This is a genomic window from Allobosea sp. LjRoot9 (assembly GCF_964252745.1).
In the GTDB taxonomy this organism is placed as follows: domain Bacteria; phylum Pseudomonadota; class Alphaproteobacteria; order Rhizobiales; family Beijerinckiaceae; genus Allobosea.
Map to the genome: position 1 here is coordinate 1,257,150 of NZ_CAXUPC020000002.1, position 15,951 is coordinate 1,273,100.

The window sequence follows — 15,951 nt, forward strand, 5'->3', positions numbered from 1 at the left end:
CCCGCCCTTAACCCCGATCGACCGTGGGATCGAACCTGTCGCGCAGCCAGTCGCCGAACAGGCTCATCGACAAGGTCGTCAGGAAGATCGTGAGCCCGGGGAAGACGGCGATCCACCAGGCGTTGAGCAGATAGCGCCGCCCCTCGCCCAGCATCAGCCCGAGCGAGGTGCCCGGCGGCTGCACGCCCAACCCCAGGAAGGAAAGCGAGGTCTCGAGCAGGATCGTGCCCGGAAAATTCAGCGTCGCCTGCACCACCAGCGCCGCGACGATATTGGGCAGGAGATGGCGCATGATCACCCGCGCTGGCCGCGCGCCGAGCGCCTCCACCGCATTGATGTACTCGCTCTCCTGCTCGGAGACGACGAGGCCCCGCGCCAGCCTGGTATAACGATCCCAGCCGTCGATGCTGACCAGGATGATGAAGAGCAGGATGTTGTTGCCGAAGAAGGCCAGCATCGTCAGCGCCAGGAACAGCGCCGGGATCGCGGCTTGCGCATCGACCAGCATCATGATGCCCTGATCGACGAGCCCCTTGAACCGCGCCGCGACGAAGCCGAGCAGCGTGCCGAAGACCGCGCCGATCAAGGTGCCGAGCACCGCGATCAGGATCGAGGTGCGGATGGCGAAGATCAACCGGCTCAAGATATCGCGCCCGAGCTGGTCAGTGCCGAGCCAATAGGTCATGCCGCCGCCCTCGGACAAAGGCGGGCGCAAGCGCGCGGCGAGGTTCTGGGTGGTGAAGTGGATCGGCGCCAGCCAGTCAGCGAGCAGCGCGACGAGCACGGTGAGCAGGAGGAACGCCGCCGACGCTTTGACGATGGGCGACATCGCCGCCCGCGCCGGGCGGGAGCGAAGCGGCGGCGGCGCGAGAGCCGCGCTGTCGAGACCCGTCGTCATGCCCGAGCTCCCCCAGCTTGCCGGAAGCCGCCCAGACGGGGGTCGATCAGGATATGCAGGATGTCGACGAGCAGATTGGCTGAGATCATGATGACCGTGATGGTGAGGATCACCGCCTGCACCACGGCGAGATCGCGCGTCGCCACCGAATCGACCAGCAAGCGGCCGACTCCAGGCCAGGCGAAGATCGTCTCGACCACGGCACTGCCGGCCAGGATGCCGCCGATCTCGATGCCGAGGAACATCAAGAGCGGCACCGACGCATTCGGCAAGGCGTGGCGGATGATGACGCCGAAGGGCATCACGCCGCGCCCGCGCGCCGCGCGAATGAAGGGCTTGCCGAGCACCTCCAGCGTCGAGGTTCGCGAAAAGCGAGCGAGCCGGCCCGCCAGCGGCAGTCCGAGCGTCACCATCGGCAGGATGAGATGGGCCGGTGTGTCCGACCCTGCCGAAGGCAGAACGCGCAGTTTCAGCGCGAACAGCAGGATCAGCAGGATGCCGAGGAAGAAGATCGGAATGGCATAGCCGAACACGGCCGAGGCCATAGCCAGCCTGTCGATGGCGCTGTTGTGCCTCAGCGCCGCCAGCACGCCGAGCGGCAGGCCGACCAGCAAGGCCAGCAGGAGTGCAGATGTCCCGAGCAGCGCCGTCTTCGGCAGGGCCTCGAGTACCGCAGCGAAAGCCGGCCGGTCATCGGCGAAGGAGGCGCCGAAATCACCCCTGGCGGCGCTGAGCAGATAGCGCAGATATTGCTGGTGGAGCGGCTGATCGAGACCCCAGAGGTCGCGGTAATAGGCGCGCACGTCCGGCGGCGTATCGATCGAGAGCATGATGTCGGCGGGGTCGCCCGCCAGGCGCAGCGCGATGAAGACCGCCGAGACGCAGATGAGGAGCGTGAGGATGGCGCGCCCCGCGCGCAGGGCCAGGAACCGAAACATGGATAAAACCGATCGACACGACCTCGTGACAAGCGGCGCATCTGCAAAGCCGGCGACGACAGATTGATGACAGTCGCGCGCTTTCCATCTCGATCAGGCTCACGCGTACTCCGATCAGGCCGCTGCCCCCCATCGCTGCCGCCAGGCATTGCCCGCCAGCGCCGCGACGCAGTCGATCAGCGGGGTGGGAACTCCGGCCCTTCGGCCGAGCTCGGCGACCGCGCCTGCGATCGCGCCCAACTCCAGCGGCCGGCCAGCCTCCATATCCTGCAGCATCGAGGTCTTGACGCCAACCAGAGTGGGCGGAAGCTCCAGGCGCACCTCAAGGTCGGGCCGGTCCTCGATGCCGAGCGCTGCGGCGACGGCGACGCATTCCGCCATGATCGATTTGGCGACGCTCCGGAGCGCGGGGTCGCCGATGATGGCGTCGATCGTCGCTCCCGTCAGCGCCGAGACCGGATTATAGGCGGCATTGCCGAGGAGCTTGTGCCAGACCGCGCTTCGAATCTCCGCGCTCGGCTCGGCGTCGATGCCGCCCGCCTTCAGGAACGCCACGACATCGGCAAGCCTCGCGCTCGTCGGCACTAGGGGTTCGCCGATGACCAGGCGCTTGCGGCCGTTCCAGGCGATGCGGTTCGGCGCCGGGCGATTGGCGCCAACATAGACGACGCAGCCGAGAATCTGGGTGGTCGGAAGCGCCGCCGCGATCGCGCCTTCGGGGTCTACGGAGGTCAATTTCCGATCGCCGTATCCCTCGTCCAGCCCATCCAGGTACCACCATGGAATGCCGTTCAGCATCGGCAGCACGATCGTCTCGGGTCCGAGCAGAGGCGTCACCAGATCCAGGCCCGTCGGCCAGTCATGCGCCTTGTAGCCGACCAGAACGAGATCCTGCACGCCGGCCGAGGAGGGATCGGCGGTCGCGTTGACGGACAGCGTTTCGGTGGATGATGCGGTTTCGAGGATCAGGCCGTCGGAGGCGAGCAGGGCCGCCGTCGCCGGGCGCGCCACGATGAGGGGACGCTGCCCCGCCTTGGCCATATGCCATGCGATGACGCCCCCGATCGCTCCCGCACCAACAATCGCCACCCGCATGGTCCGCTCCCGCTTTGTGAATCGAGAGCGGACTATAATGCGCCGAAGCGGATGCGACAGTCTCGATCCCGGGCAGGTTGCCTACTTGATCATCACCGAGGGCAGCCAGGTCACGAGCCCCGGGAACAGGCAGCAGATGATCACCGCCAGGAACATCAGCACGACGAAGGGCATCGTGCCCCAGATGATGTCCGAGAGCGGGATGTCGGGTGCGATGTTCTTGATGACGAAAATATTGAGGCCGACCGGCGGGTGGATCAGCCCCATCTCCATCACGATGGTCATGACCACGCCGAACCAGATCAGGTCGAAGCCCGCGGCCTTGAGCGGTGGCAGCACGATCGGCGCGGTCATCAGGATGATCGAGACCGGCGGCAGGAAGAAGCCGAGCACGATGACGAAGAGCAGGATCGCCGCCAGCAGCACCCATTTCGACAGCGACAGCCCGATCACCCAGGCGGCCATCGCCTGGCTGATATGGAGATAGCTCATCACATAGGCATAGAGCAGCGACATGCCGATGATCATCAAGAGCATGGTCGATTCGCGCAGCGTGCCGGTGACGATCGGCATCAGCTTGGAGGGCCGCCAGATGCCGTACATCGCGCCGATGACGATCAGCGCCAGCACCGCGCCGACGCCGGCCGTCTCCGAGGGCGTCGCCCAGCCGGCATAGAGCACGACCATGACGCCGGCCAGGATCGAGACGAAGGGCGCGACCCAGGCGATCATCCTGAGCTTCTGGCCAAGCGTGTAATGCTCTTCGGTCAGCAGCGCCGAGCGGACACCGGTCTCGGCTGCGATCGTCTGAGCCACCGCAAATTCCTTGCGGTAGCGCAGCACCGAATAGAGCGCGAACAGCGTGATCAGCAGCAGGCCCGGCCCGATGCCGGCGAGGAAGAGCTTGCCGAGCGAGACCTCGGCCGCGACCGCATAGAGCAGCATGGTGACCGAAGGCGGCAGCAGGATGCCGAGCGTGCCGCCGGCCGCGATGATGCCGGCGGCGAAACCGCCGGAATAACCGCGCTGGCGCATCTCCGGGATGCCGGCCGAGCCGATCGCCGAACAGGTCGCCGGCGACGAGCCCGCCATGGCGGCGAAGAGGCCGCAGGCGATGGTGTTGGCGACGCCGAGCCCACCGGGAATCCGGTGCAGCCAGGCATGCAGCGCCGAATAGAGGTCCTTGCCGGCGTTGGAGCGCCCGATCGCCGCGCCTTTCAGGATGAAGAGCGGGATCGCCAGGATGATGACATTGGCGAGCTCCTCGTAGAAATTCTGCGCGATCGTATCGACCGAGGCCGACGGCATGAACAGCAGCATGAAGACGAGTGCGACGACGCCGAGCGCAAAGGCGATCGGCATGCCGGAGAACATCACGACGAGCGTCGCCACGAAATAGGCGATGCCGACCTGGGCCTGCGAGAGGCTCGTGACCAGCGGCCTGACCGGCCTCTCCCACATCAGCAGCGCCACCACAGCCAGCACGACGACGGCGAGAACCAGCAGCGAGCGCTGGCCGACCTGCAGCGCGACCTGCACGGCCAGCAGCGCCATGCCGAAGGTCAGCAGCGAATAGGGAATCCAGAGCGGCGGCCCCCAGGCCGAATGCGAGGTCTGACCCTCATGCAACGCCTCCTGCAGCAGGCCTCCGGCCTTCCAGGCGAAGAACAGGCAGAAAGCCAGCACCACGGCATCGACCGTGGCGCGCCGGGCCGCGTTCAATCGCGGTGAGAGCATATGGTCGAGGAAGTCGATGCCGATATGGCCACGCCGCTGCTGCACGGCGCCGGCCGAGAGGAACATCGCGCCGGCGACCAGGAAGATCGTGACCTCGTCCTGCCACTCGACGCCACGACCATAGAGATGTCCGGCGATGACGCCGAAGGTCAGGACCAGCGCGGCTGCGAGCAGCGCAACGGCCGAGAGCTTGAACAGCGTCTCGTTGACCGCACCGATGACGGCGGCGATGCCGCCCGTCACCGGTGTCGAGGTCCTGATGTCGCTGGCGAGGATGGCGTCGTGCTGCAGGCCGCCCGCCATTTCAGGAAACCGCGCGGGCGAGCTTCAGGAGTTCGGCGGCTTCGGTCGATTTTGCCGCATAGTCCTTCCAGGCGCTCTCCTCGGAGATCTTGCGCCAGGCCGCGAGGTTGGCGTCGGTCTGGTCGACGACCTGCACACCCTTGGCGGCATAGACCTTGGCGACCTCTTCATCGTCCTTCTTGGCCTCGGCCGTGCCCCAGGCTTCCATCTCGGCGCCGACATCGAGCAGCGCCTTCTGCTGCTCGGGCTTGAGGCTGTCGAAGATCGCCTTGGACATCAGCATCGGTTCGAGCATGAACCAGAACGAGCCCTTGCGGGCCGCCGTCAGCGATTTCGACAATTCTTCCAGGCGAAACGAGATCAGGCTGGTCGAGGAGGTCACGGCGGCGTCGAGCGCGCCGGTCTGCATGCCGATATAGACCTCGTTCGACGGCATGGTCGACACCTGGGCGCCTGCGGCCGTGAACATCAGATCCATCTCGCGGCTGCCGCCGCGGATCTTGATGCCCTTGACGTCGTCGGGTCCGCTGATCGCGCCCTTGCGCGAGGCGACGCCGCCAGCCTGCCAGATCCAGGAGATGACCTTGATGCCCTTGTCCTCGACGATCTTGGTCAGCGCCTTGCCGACCTCCGAGGTCTTCCACTTCGCGCCCTGCTCATAGCTCGTGACCAGGCACGGCATCAGCCCGAGATTGCAGGCGTGCAGCTCGCCACCGGCATAGGCGATCGGGTAGAGCGACATATCGAGCGCGCCCTTGCGCATCGCCGAGAACTGGGCGTTCGTCTTCATCAGTGACGAGTTGGCGTAGACCTCGAATTTGAGCGAGCCCGCTGTCCGCTTCTCGACCTCGCGCGCCATGATCCGGCAAAGCCGATCGCGGAAATCGCCCTGGTCGATGCTGCCGCCGGGAAACTGGTGCGAGATCTTCAGCGTCGTCGCGCTCTGGGCGGAGCCCGGCCGGCTGAAGGTCAGGACGGCGGGAGCCGCGATCAGGCCGGACAGGACGTGGCGTCGGTCGAACTGCATGTCTTCCTCCCATGGAAGAGCCTGGGCGAAGAGCTCTCCGCCTGCTGTTTTCGCTCGTTTTATACGGGCGCGCGTTCCTGCAAATAGAGCATGCTTCAGAGACCGATGCCAACATGAGCAGCTGACAGTTTGTCTGTTTTCCCGGTCCGTGACGGCGATCGCCGCACAGGCCTGCTCCCACTGCATGGCGTGGAGATTGCGCCGGCCACCGAACTTCCCCGACACTCGCTGCCAGCGATCGCTCGATCGATGAGGAGAGACCGAAATGCTGGATTGGGCGCGCGCCAGGGCCGAGGCTGCAAGCATCACCGAGAGCTGGCGACAGGAAGGCGGCCCCGGCGGAGCGGTCGTGATCTTCGACAGCAACGGCGTGCGTGAGGCGCTGAGCGGCGGCTTCGCGGTGATCGAGCACGGGCTCGCCTTCACCCCGGATACGACGAACCGCTTCGCCTCGATCAGCAAGCATATTCTGGCGACCCTGCTGCTGCAGGCGGATGTGCCCTTGGACGCCGCGCTCGGGACATGGCTTGCGGATCTGCCCGAGGCCTTCGCCCGACTGCCGCTCGGCCGTGCGCTCGACATGACCGGTGCCTTGCCGGACATGATGGAGGTGTTCTGGCAGCGCGGCGTGCCCTACACCGCCAGCCTGAGCGCCAGCGAAATCCTCGCCGTAGCGCAACGCCTGCCGTCCCTGAATGGCGAGCCCGGGCTGGAGATGGCCTATTCCAACACCGGCTGGCGTCTCGGCCAGCTCGTGCTGCAGAAGCGGCTCGGGATCGATTATGCCGAGGCCGTGGACCGGCTGATGGCGGAATTCGACCTGCCGATCCGGTTTCCGCAGGACGAGACCGAGATCGTGCCCGGTCTCGCGACGGGGTATTGGCGTGATGGCGAAAGCTGGCGGCGCGGCCGCTACGGCTTTCATTTCTCGGCCTCGGGCGGGATCGCCGGCAGTGCCGCAGGACTGGCGCGCTGGGCTTCGGCCCTGCTCGCCGGGCGCGGCTCGCTGGCCGGCATGCTGGAGCGCCTGACCGCGCCGCGCGCCTTCACCGATGGCAGCGCCAGCGTCTATCGGCTCGGACTGGTCTGCAGCGCATTGGAGGATGTCGCGCTTGTCGGCCATGGCGGCTCGCTGCCCGGCTATCGCAACCACTTCCTGATGGCGCCCGCCCATGGCGTCGGCGTCGTCGTGCTGACCAATCGCGAGGAGGATGCGCTCTGGCTGAGCCTGCGCGTGCTTGCCGCGCTGCTGGGCCGGGACTTGCCCGGTCCCGCGAACGATGCGCCCACAGGCCTGTTCGCCGCCGAAAGCGGCCCGTACTGGGCGGAGCTCGCGCCGGATTCGATCAGCTTCATGGGCGGCTATGAGCGCCTCGTCAGCGACGGCGACAACGGCCTGCGCAGTCTGCCCGCCTATCTCGACATCAGGCTCAGGCAAACCGACAACGACACGCTCGAGGGCACGATCGGCGGCGTCCGGCGCCGCCTCTCGCGCGTTCCCGCGGGAACGGCTCTCGACCGAGGACTGCCCGGGCGCTGGCGCGAGCGCATCTTCGGCGCCGAGATCCGGATCCACCCGGACGGTGCCGCGGTCATGCCCTGGGCGGGGGACGCTGGAACCAAAACCGTGCTCACCGCCCTGTCAGGCGGTCGCGCGCTCGCCGATCTGAGCCATGGCCCGTGGCGACACCGGCCTTGTCTTTGCTTGCAGGCGGACGGGTCGCTTCATCTCGCCAGCCACCGCGCCCGCGTCCTGCAGTTCGACCGCATTGCCGAACAAGGAACCCGGTCATGAAAATCTCGCGTCTTGCCGCCCTGGTCATCTCAGCCGCCTGTCTTGCCCTCTCCGCTCAAGCGCAGCCGGCGCCCGGAAAAATCCTGCGCGTCGTACCTCATTCCGACCTCAAGAATCTCGACCCGGTCGCATCCTCGATCGTGATCACGCGCATGCATGGGCTGATGATCTACGAGACGCTGTTTGCCTGGGACGCCAGCCTCAATCCCAAGCCGCAGATGGTCGAGAGCTTTTCGACCTCCGACGACAAACTGACCTGGACCTTTACTCTGCGCCCGGGCCTGAAATTCCATGATGGCCAGCCGGTGACGACGCGCGATGTCATTCCTTCACTGAAGCGCTGGATGGCGCGCGACACGATTGGCGGCAAGCTCGGCGAATACACCGAGGGCATGCAGGCCATCGACGACAAGAGCTTCACGCTCAAGCTGAAGCGCCCGATGGCACTGGTACCGTTCGCGCTCGGCTCCGCTGTCGGCCAGATCCCGGCGATCATGCGCGAGAGCGACGCCACCAGCGATCCGATGAAGCCGATCTCCGAGACCATCGGCAGCGGGCCGTTCCGCTTCAACAAGGCGGAATGGCGTAGCGGCGCCAAGGTCGTCTATGACCGCAACCCCGATTATGTGCCGCGCTCCGAACCGGCGGACGGGCTTTCGGGCGGGCGCGTCGTCAAGGTCGACAGGGTCGAGTGGATGATCATGCCCGACCCGGCAACTGCGGCCGCGGCGCTGCAGACTGGTGAGATCGACATCTGGGAGCAGCCCAGTCAGGACCTCGTCCCGGTCATTTCGCGCGACAGGAATGTCAAGATCGAGCGCTACAACAACCTGGCGACCCAGGCGCTGCTGCGCCCCAACCAGTTGCATCCGCCCTTCAACAATCCCAAGGCCCGCCTCGCGCTCGCCTATGCCACCGACCAGGCCGAGTTCATGGCTGGCGGCTATGGCGACGAGACGTGGTGGAAACGCTGCAACTCCTATTTCATCTGCGGCAGCCCCGACGGCACCGAGGCCGGCGCTGAAATCTTCGGCAAGCCCGACCTCGCCAAGGCCAGGCAGCTTCTGGCGGAAAGCGGCTACAAGGGTGAAAAGCTCGTGCTCACTTCGAGCATGGATATTCCAGCGATCGGTCGCATGGCCGAAGTCGCCGCCGACAGCCTCAAGAAGGCAGGCTTCAATATCGACCTGCAGTTCTCCGACTGGGGCACGGTCACGACGCGCCAGCAGAATCGCGGCACCACCGATCAGGGCGGCTGGAACCTGTTCGTGACCACGGCCTCGGGCGCGACCATGCAATCGCCGCTGACCAATATCGGCACCAACATGGCCTGCGAGAAGGCCTGGGCCGGCTGGCCCTGCGACGCGGAAGCCGAGCTCTTGCGCGGTGCCGTCGTCGATGCGCCCGACGACGCCAGCCGTAAGCTCGCGATCGAAGTCCTGCATCGCCGGCTGGCCGAGGTGCAGCCCTATCGGGTGCTCGGCCAATTCGACCAACCCTATGCCCGGCGCAGCAATGTCATGGGCGTGCTGAGCGCGCCCGTGATGCTGTTCTGGAACATCGAGAAGAACTGAAACGGCTCCCGAGGCCCGCCCTGCAAGAGCCGGAGCGTCTTCCGGCTCTTGCAGGGCGGGCCTCGTGGTTTTATATGCATGCGAGTAATTAGCATGCTATTTAATTTTCATGACCACGACCCGCCCCGCCTCCGAACTCGCATTCGTGACCGGTCTCTCGACCGCCAGCCGCAAGATGCAGACCACGTTCGACAGCCTGCTCCGGCAAAAGGGGCTAACGCTGGCGCGGGCGCGGGCGCTGCTTCACATCGCCCGCAACCCCGGTGTGAATCAGAGCGAGCTGGCGAAATTCCTCGCGATCGAAAGCCCAACTCTGGTCCGGCTGCTGGACGCCATGGAAAATCAGGGCTTCATTCAGCGTAGCGCCGTCGAAGGGGACCGGCGGGCCAAGCAATTGTCGTTGACCGAGTCCGCGCAAGGCGAACTCCGGCAGGTCGAGGAACTCTCGCAGATCGTCAGCGCCTTCATGCTGCGCGGCGTCGATGAGGAGGAGCTGGCGGTGGCGACTCGCGTGCTCGGCCGCGTCTTCGAAAACATCGAGGCGGCGATGGACGGGCATGTCGCGTCATGACGAACGCAGCCGAAGACACATCGCCCAAGCCCGCGCCGGCGCCCGCCGTCGCGCCCCCGCCGCCCGACCCGACCCTGCAACGGACCATCGCCTGCATCGGCGCCTCCGTCCTGCTCTGGACGACGCAGGGGCTGGGGATGAATTTCGTCGCCGGCAACACCGCCCAGATCCAGGGCTCGCTCGGCGCGACGCTGACCGAGACGAACTGGCTCATCGCCGCCTATATGGCGCCCAATGTCAGCCTGACCCTGATCCTGACCAAGATCCGCATCCAGTTCGGCTTGCGCCGCTTCGCGCTGCTGAGCCTGGGCGTCTTCGTCTTCGCCTCGATCCTGCACCTGTTCGTGCATGATCTGCGCGCGGCCGTGGCCATCCGCTTCCTCGCCGGCATCGCCAGTTCGCCGGTATCGACGCTGGGCTTCCTCTACATGCTCGAGGCCTTTCCGGCGTCGAAGAAGATGAGCTGGGGCCTGAGCCTGGCGCTGACCTGCACGGCGGCGACGCCGACGCTGGCGCGGCTGCTCGCGCCGGCGCTGCTCGATCTCGGCCAATGGCACGAACTCTATATGATGGAGATGGGGCTGGCGCTGCTGGCGGCGGCAGTCGTCTATCTCCTGCCATTGACGCCGATCGTGCACACCAAGGTGCTGCGCAAGCTCGATTTCGTCAGCTATCCGCTGATCGCGCTGAGCTTCGGCCTGCTCGCCGTCGTGCTCGCGCTCGGGCGCTATTACTGGTGGCTCGAGGCGCCATGGCTCGGCTGGTGCCTGGCAGCCTCGCTCCTGTCGCTGGGCCTCGCAGTCGCGATCGAGGCGCAGCGCGAGGCTCCGCTCTTGAATGTGCGCTGGCTGATGAGCCGCGAGATCCTGCATCTGGCCGCGATCATGCTGCTCTTCCGCCTCGTCCTGTCCGAGCAGACCGCAGGTGCGATCGGCCTGTTCCAGACGGTTGGCCTGCTCAACGAGCAGAGCGCCGGGCTTTACGGCGTGATCCTGCTCGCCTCCGTGGCGGGCGGCCTGACTTGCGGCGCCCTGCTGAAGCCGGAGCGTATTCCGGCGCTGCATGGCCTCGCGCTGATCTGCGTCTGCGTCGGCGCCTATCTCGACAGCCAGGCCACCAACCTGACGCGCCCGGCGAACATGTATTTCAGCCAGGCGCTGATCGCCTTCGGCGGAGCGTTGTTCTTGCCACCGTCCTTGTCCACCGGGCTGTCGGTGGCGATGAAGCGCGGGCCGGAATACATCACCAGCTTCATCGTCACCTTCCTGTTCACGCAAAGCATCGGCGGGCTGATGGGGTCGGCCTTCTTCACCAGCTTCGTCGTGCTGCGCGAGCAGTTCCACTCCAGCTATCTGGTCGAGCGGTTGACGCTGAGCGACCCGCTGGTCGTCGAGCGCGTCCGCCAATTGGCGAGCTCTTACGGCAAGGTGCTGACCGACAGCCAGTTGCTGAACGCGGAAGGGCTCGCTCTGCTCGCGCAACAGGCGACGCGGGAAGCCAATATCCTTGCCTATAACGACATCTTCCTGCTGATCTGCTGGATCTCCGGCTTCGCGCTCTGCGCCCTGACCGCGCATCTGCTTTACCTGAACCTCCGGCAGGCGATCGCCAGCCGGCGATCCCTTACGGCCGCCTAGAACCGAACCTGCCATGTTGAAATCGCTCCGCTCGCCCGCGACCCTGCTCGCGCTTCTCGTTGCCCTCTGCGGGGCGCTGCTCGTGCTCTATGCCTGGAAGCTGCCGCCCTTCCACAGCTCGGTGGAGACGACCGAGAACGCCTATGTGAAGGGCCAGGTCACGATCATCAGCCCGCAGCTGGCCGGCTATGTGAAGACGGTGGCCGTGCAGGACTACCAGCTCGTCAAGGCCGGTGACCTGATCGTCCAGATCGACGACCGGATCTATGACCAGAAGGTCCAGCAGGCGCAGGCGCTGCTCGCCGGCCAGAAGGCCAATCTGGCCAACGCCGACCAGAGCGTCCGCTCGGGCCAGGCCAAGATCGGCTCGAGCGAGGCGCAGATCGCCAGCGCGCAGGCGGCGCTGCGGACGGCGGAAGCCACCGACGAGCGCATCAGCGCGCTGCTGGAAAAGCACATCTCGAGCCAGGCCACTGCCGACCAGGCGACCCAGGCGCTCGACCAGGCGCGCGCGGGCCTGCGGCAGGCACAGGCCGCGCTCGAAGTGTCGCGACAGGATCTGCAGTCGATCGTCGTCAACCGGCAGTCCTTGGAAGCGGCGGTGCAGAGCGCCGAGGCTACGGTCCAGCTCGCCGAGATCGACCTGCAGAACACCCGCGTCCTGGCGCCCCAGGATGGCCGGCTCGGCGAGATCGGCGTGCGTCTCGGGCAATATGTCTCGGCCGGGACGCAGCTCGCCTCGCTCGTGCCGGCCCGCAAATGGGTGATCGCGAACTTTAAGGAAACCCAGCTCTACGGCATGAAGCTCGGCCAGCCGGTGAGCTTCACTGTCGACGCCCTGCGCCACCAGACGCTGACCGGGCACATCCAGGAATTCTCGCCCGCGACCGGCTCCGAGTTCAGCGTGCTGAAGGCCGACAACGCGACCGGCAACTTCACCAAGATCGCCCAGCGCCTGCCGGTCCGCATCGCGATCGACGACAATCAGCCGCTGGCCGCGCAGCTCGCACCGGGCATGTCCGTCGTCGTCAAGATCGATACGGCGGCAGCCGCGGAGAGCGTGCCGGCCCTGCGCTGACGAGAATTCGGTCGTGCGGTTCGAGCCCTTTTGCCGTGCTTCGCGACCCGCCCGGTACAATTGCGATTATCGTTAACGGGTTTTTTGACGTTCCCGGACGATTCTAATGACCCGATTCGCTCAAGCCGTCAGTTGCTCATGGGTCAAGTCCTGCAGTTCCGCCTCCCGCTTGCCGATGCCAGCGAGGCCCTCCCCGACATCGATCTGATCACGGCGGTCGATGTCGCCTTGCGCGACCTCGCCGATATCGCGCCCCATGTCGCGCTTGCTTCGGCGCGCGCCCAACTCGCGGCCTGCCGCGAGATGCTCCAGGCCTGTTTCGACGCCGCCGTCGAGCCTCACTAAGAGCGTCGCACTCGGCCTCACGGGAACCGCATCGCCAGCCTGACGTTCCCTTGCGGAGATTTTCCAGCGAGGAGGCAGGCCATGCCACGCGGCGACAAATCCGCCTATACCGACAAGCAGAAGCGCAAAGCCGAACATATCGAGGAGAGCTACGAGGAGCGCGGCGTCCCGCATGACGAGGCGCAGGCGCGCGCTTGGGCGACCGTCAACAAGGAGAGCGGCGGCGGCAACAAATCCGGCTCAGGCCGAGGCGTGCCCGACACCAAGGTCTCGGCAAAACGAGGCGGGAAGATCGGCGGACAAGCCTCCGCCTCCCGGCCCGCAGCAGAGCGCTCCGCTGCCGCGAAGAAGGCCGCCGAAACGCGTAGGAAGAAGGCGTCCTGAGCGGGGCTTGGCGTCATTGCGAGCGCAGCGAAGCAATCCAGAGGGTTCCGCTCGACGGCCCCTGGATTGCGTCGTCGCTGCGCTCCGCGCAATGACGGCGGGATTCAGCCGCCGATATTGAAGGCAGCGAGCGCCGCCATGTTGACGATGTCGCTATCCTTGGCGCCCAGCGGCACGATCTGCACGGGCTTGTCGAGGCCGACGATCAGCGGGCCGATCACGGTCGAGCCGCCGAGCTCCTGCAGCATCTTGGTCGAGATCGAGGCCGAGTGGAACGCCGGCATGACCAGCACATTGGCCGGACCGCTCAGGCGGCAGAACGGATACTGGCTCATCAACTCGCGATTCAGCGCGACATCGGCGGCCATCTCGCCGTCATACTCGAAATCGACGCGCTGGCCGTCGAGCAGTTTCACCGCTTCGCGAACCTTCTCCGAGCGCTCGCCGGCCGGGTGGCCGAAGGTCGAGAAGGCGAGCATGGCGACCTTGGGCTCGTAGCCAAGACGACGGGCAACACCGGCGGCCTCGATCGCGATCTCGGCAAGCTGCTGCGCCGTCGGCATTTCGGTGATCGCTGTGTCGGCGACAAGCACGGTGCGCTCGCGTGAGAGCACGATCGAGACGCCGATCAGCCTGTGGCCAGGCCGATCGTCAATGACGCGGCGAACCTCCTCCAGCGCGATCGAGTAGTTGCGGGTCACGCCTGTGACCATCGCATCGGCATCACCAAGCGCCACCATCGCGGCGGCGAAGTGGTTGCGGTCCTGATTGATCAGGCGCAGGCAATCGCGAAAGAGATAACCCTGCCGCTGCAGCCGCTCATAGAGATATTGCGCATAGGCGCTGTTGCGGCGCGAGAGGCGGGCGTTCTGGACCGAGATGCCCTTGGCCTCGAGGTCGACGCCGAGGAAGGTCGCGGTCTCGTAGACGCGCTCCTCGCGCCCGACCAGGATGGCGTGGCCGAGCCCCTGGTTGACGAAGGACACCGCCGCGCGGATGACCTGTTCCTCCTCGCCCTCGGCGAAGACGACGCGCTTGGGATAGCGCCGGACGCGCTCGAAAATGCGGTTCAGCGTACCGGCAACGGGATCGCGCCGCGCAGAGAGCTGGGCCTTATAGGCGGGAATATCGACGATCGGCTTGCCGGCGACGCCGGTCTCCATCGCAGCCTTGGCGACGGCGACGGGTACGACATGGATCAACCGCGGGTCGAACGGCACCGGGATGATGTATTCCTTGCCGTAGCGCGGCCGCGAACCCTGATAAGCGGCGGCGACCTCGTCGGGCACATCCTCGCGGGCGAGCGAGGCCAGCGCCTCGGCCGCAGCGATCTTCATCTCCATGTTGATCGTGGTGGCGCGGACATCGAGCGCCCCGCGGAAGATGAAGGGGAAGCCGAGGACGTTGTTGACCTGGTTGGGATAGTCCGAGCGGCCCGTCGCCATGATCGCGTCGTCGCGGATGGCGTGGACCTCCTCGGGCGTGATCTCCGGATCAGGATTTGCCATGGCGAAGATGATCGGGTTGGGCGCCATCGAGGCCACCATCTCCGGCGTCACGGCGCCCTTCTGGCTGAGGCCGAAAAAGGCATCGGCGCCCTCCATCGCCTGGGCCAGGGTGCGCCGGTCGGTAATCGCCGCATGGGCTGATTTCCACTGGTTCATACCCTCGGTGCGACCTTGGTAGATCACACCCTTGGTGTCGCAGAGGATGACGTTATCGGGCTTGAAGCCCATCGCCTTGAGCAGTTCCGTGCAGGCGATCGAGGCTGCGCCGGCGCCGTTGATGACGAGGCGGGTCGATTTGACGTCGCGGCCCGTCAGGTCGAGCGCATTGATCAGGCCCGCAGCAGCGATGATCGCGGTGCCGTGCTGGTCGTCATGGAAGACCGGGATGTCCATCAATTCGCGCAGGCGCTGCTCGATGATGAAGCATTCCGGGGCCTTGATATCCTCCAGATTGATGCCGCCGAAGGACGGACCGAGATAGCGCACCGCGTTGATGAAGGTGTCGGCGTCCTCGGTGTCGACCTCCAGATCGATCGAATCGACATCGGCGAAGCGCTTGAACAGGACCGCCTTGCCTTCCATCACCGGCTTCGAGGCGAGCGCGCCGAGATTGCCGAGGCCGAGGATCGCGGTGCCGTTGGAGATCACCGCGACGAGATTGGCCCGCGCGGTATAGTCATAGGCCTTGGAGGGGTCTTCCGCGATCGCCAGCACCGGCACGGCGACGCCGGGCGAATAGGCCAGCGAAAGATCGCGCTGCGTCGCCATCGGCACGGTCGGGACGATCTCGAGCTTGCCCGGCCGCCCTTCCGAATGGAACAGCAGCGCCTCCTGATCGGTGAAGGTCGGGCGAGCGCGTTTGATCGGTGGCTGGTCGTTCATGAACGTATTCTTTTTTGTGAGCGTTTCCTGAAGGAGGCGGACCATAGGCAAGCCCCCGCCTGCCCACAAGATACGCGCAACGATCAACGCTCATGCCGGCAAGGCGAAAATCACGCGGCGAGGCGCTCAGTGCCGTCAGAGCCGGCCGCGCACGCTCTGCACGAAATCGCCGACATAGC

At 66.0% G+C, this 15,951-nt stretch carries 13 protein-coding genes and 1 pseudogene; 7 read left to right on the forward strand and 7 right to left on the reverse strand.

The window, feature by feature from the left end:
- Positions 1-7: 7 nt before the first annotated feature.
- The 6 genes and pseudogenes from ACSQ3P_RS14485 to dctP all read right to left on the reverse strand — a co-directional run bounded on the left by ACSQ3P_RS14485 (position 8) and on the right by dctP (position 5,998).
- A complete protein-coding gene (locus tag ACSQ3P_RS14485; RefSeq protein ID WP_436166205.1) occupies positions 8-898 on the reverse strand; it encodes an ABC transporter permease in 891 nt (296 codons plus the stop codon).
- Positions 895-1,836, reverse strand: coding sequence for an ABC transporter permease (locus tag ACSQ3P_RS14490; RefSeq protein ID WP_436166206.1), 942 nt, complete (start codon positions 1,834-1,836; stop codon positions 895-897). Before ACSQ3P_RS14490 ends, ACSQ3P_RS14485 begins: the two co-directional genes overlap by 4 nt.
- A gap of 114 nt (positions 1,837-1,950) precedes the next feature.
- The gene (locus ACSQ3P_RS14495; RefSeq protein ID WP_436166207.1) at positions 1,951-2,931 is read right to left on the reverse strand and encodes a ketopantoate reductase family protein; all 981 of its coding nucleotides are present in this window, start codon (positions 2,929-2,931) and stop codon (positions 1,951-1,953) included.
- An 81-nt stretch (positions 2,932-3,012) separates the two neighbouring features.
- The gene (locus ACSQ3P_RS14500; RefSeq protein ID WP_244546504.1) at positions 3,013-4,392 is read right to left on the reverse strand and encodes a TRAP transporter large permease; all 1,380 of its coding nucleotides are present in this window, start codon (positions 4,390-4,392) and stop codon (positions 3,013-3,015) included.
- Between the two features lie 69 nt (positions 4,393-4,461).
- A pseudogene (locus tag ACSQ3P_RS14505) lies at positions 4,462-4,971 on the reverse strand (TRAP transporter small permease); the annotation flags it as partial.
- 1 nt (position 4,972) lies between these two features.
- Positions 4,973-5,998, reverse strand: coding sequence for a TRAP transporter substrate-binding protein DctP (gene dctP / locus ACSQ3P_RS14510; RefSeq protein WP_436166208.1), 1,026 nt, complete (start codon positions 5,996-5,998; stop codon positions 4,973-4,975).
- Positions 5,999-6,263: 265 nt separating this feature from the next.
- Here dctP and ACSQ3P_RS14515 point away from each other — a divergent pair, with 265 nt between their 5' ends.
- From ACSQ3P_RS14515 to ACSQ3P_RS14545, 7 genes are all read left to right on the forward strand, one after another.
- Positions 6,264-7,793 carry a serine hydrolase domain-containing protein gene (locus ACSQ3P_RS14515; RefSeq protein ID WP_436166209.1) on the forward strand — a complete coding sequence of 510 codons (1,530 nt, stop codon included), beginning with the start codon at positions 6,264-6,266 and terminating at the stop codon, positions 7,791-7,793.
- Positions 7,790-9,367: an ABC transporter substrate-binding protein gene (locus ACSQ3P_RS14520; protein ID WP_436166210.1), complete on the forward strand. Its 1,578-nt coding sequence runs from the start codon at positions 7,790-7,792 to the stop codon at positions 9,365-9,367. The genes ACSQ3P_RS14515 and ACSQ3P_RS14520 overlap by 4 nt, the downstream gene beginning before the upstream one ends.
- Positions 9,368-9,476: 109 nt before the next feature.
- On the forward strand, positions 9,477-9,938 hold the full coding sequence (locus ACSQ3P_RS14525; RefSeq protein ID WP_436166211.1) for a MarR family winged helix-turn-helix transcriptional regulator: 462 nt from the start codon (positions 9,477-9,479) through the stop codon (positions 9,936-9,938).
- Positions 9,935-11,575: an MFS transporter gene (locus ACSQ3P_RS14530; protein ID WP_436166212.1), complete on the forward strand. Its 1,641-nt coding sequence runs from the start codon at positions 9,935-9,937 to the stop codon at positions 11,573-11,575. Before ACSQ3P_RS14525 ends, ACSQ3P_RS14530 begins: the two co-directional genes overlap by 4 nt.
- A 13-nt stretch (positions 11,576-11,588) precedes the next feature.
- The gene (locus ACSQ3P_RS14535; RefSeq protein WP_436166213.1) at positions 11,589-12,653 is read left to right on the forward strand and encodes an HlyD family secretion protein; all 1,065 of its coding nucleotides are present in this window, start codon (positions 11,589-11,591) and stop codon (positions 12,651-12,653) included.
- Positions 12,654-12,791: 138 nt separating this feature from the next.
- Positions 12,792-12,998, forward strand: a complete 207-nt coding sequence (locus tag ACSQ3P_RS14540) for a hypothetical protein (RefSeq protein ID WP_103721182.1) — start codon at positions 12,792-12,794, stop codon at positions 12,996-12,998.
- Between the two features lie 81 nt (positions 12,999-13,079).
- The gene (locus ACSQ3P_RS14545; RefSeq protein WP_436166214.1) at positions 13,080-13,382 is read left to right on the forward strand and encodes a plasmid stabilization protein; all 303 of its coding nucleotides are present in this window, start codon (positions 13,080-13,082) and stop codon (positions 13,380-13,382) included.
- Between the two features lie 104 nt (positions 13,383-13,486).
- On the opposite strand, the gene ACSQ3P_RS14550 is transcribed toward ACSQ3P_RS14545, so the two are convergent.
- Positions 13,487-15,772: an NADP-dependent malic enzyme gene (locus tag ACSQ3P_RS14550; protein WP_436166215.1), complete on the reverse strand. Its 2,286-nt coding sequence runs from the start codon at positions 15,770-15,772 to the stop codon at positions 13,487-13,489.
- Positions 15,773-15,951: the final 179 nt, after the last annotated feature.

Excerpts from the sequence above, each read along its gene's own strand:
- ACSQ3P_RS14485 (WP_436166205.1), bottom strand. The coding sequence starts at position 898 with ATGACGACGGGTCTCGACAGCGCGGCTCTCGCGCCGCCGCCGCTTCGC.
- ACSQ3P_RS14490 (WP_436166206.1), bottom strand. The coding sequence starts at position 1,836 with ATGTTTCGGTTCCTGGCCCTGCGCGCGGGGCGCGCCATCCTCACGCTC.
- ACSQ3P_RS14495 (WP_436166207.1), bottom strand. The coding sequence starts at position 2,931 with ATGCGGGTGGCGATTGTTGGTGCGGGAGCGATCGGGGGCGTCATCGCA.
- ACSQ3P_RS14500 (WP_244546504.1), bottom strand. The coding sequence starts at position 4,392 with ATGTGGGAGAGGCCGGTCAGGCCGCTGGTCACGAGCCTCTCGCAGGCC.
- dctP (WP_436166208.1), bottom strand. The coding sequence starts at position 5,998 with ATGCAGTTCGACCGACGCCACGTCCTGTCCGGCCTGATCGCGGCTCCC.
- ACSQ3P_RS14515 (WP_436166209.1), top strand. The coding sequence starts at position 6,264 with ATGCTGGATTGGGCGCGCGCCAGGGCCGAGGCTGCAAGCATCACCGAG.
- ACSQ3P_RS14520 (WP_436166210.1), top strand. The coding sequence starts at position 7,790 with ATGAAAATCTCGCGTCTTGCCGCCCTGGTCATCTCAGCCGCCTGTCTT.
- ACSQ3P_RS14525 (WP_436166211.1), top strand. The coding sequence starts at position 9,477 with ATGACCACGACCCGCCCCGCCTCCGAACTCGCATTCGTGACCGGTCTC.
- ACSQ3P_RS14530 (WP_436166212.1), top strand. The coding sequence starts at position 9,935 with ATGACGAACGCAGCCGAAGACACATCGCCCAAGCCCGCGCCGGCGCCC.
- ACSQ3P_RS14535 (WP_436166213.1), top strand. The coding sequence starts at position 11,589 with ATGTTGAAATCGCTCCGCTCGCCCGCGACCCTGCTCGCGCTTCTCGTT.
- ACSQ3P_RS14540 (WP_103721182.1), top strand. The coding sequence starts at position 12,792 with ATGGGTCAAGTCCTGCAGTTCCGCCTCCCGCTTGCCGATGCCAGCGAG.
- ACSQ3P_RS14545 (WP_436166214.1), top strand. The coding sequence starts at position 13,080 with ATGCCACGCGGCGACAAATCCGCCTATACCGACAAGCAGAAGCGCAAA.
- ACSQ3P_RS14550 (WP_436166215.1), bottom strand. The coding sequence starts at position 15,772 with ATGAACGACCAGCCACCGATCAAACGCGCTCGCCCGACCTTCACCGAT.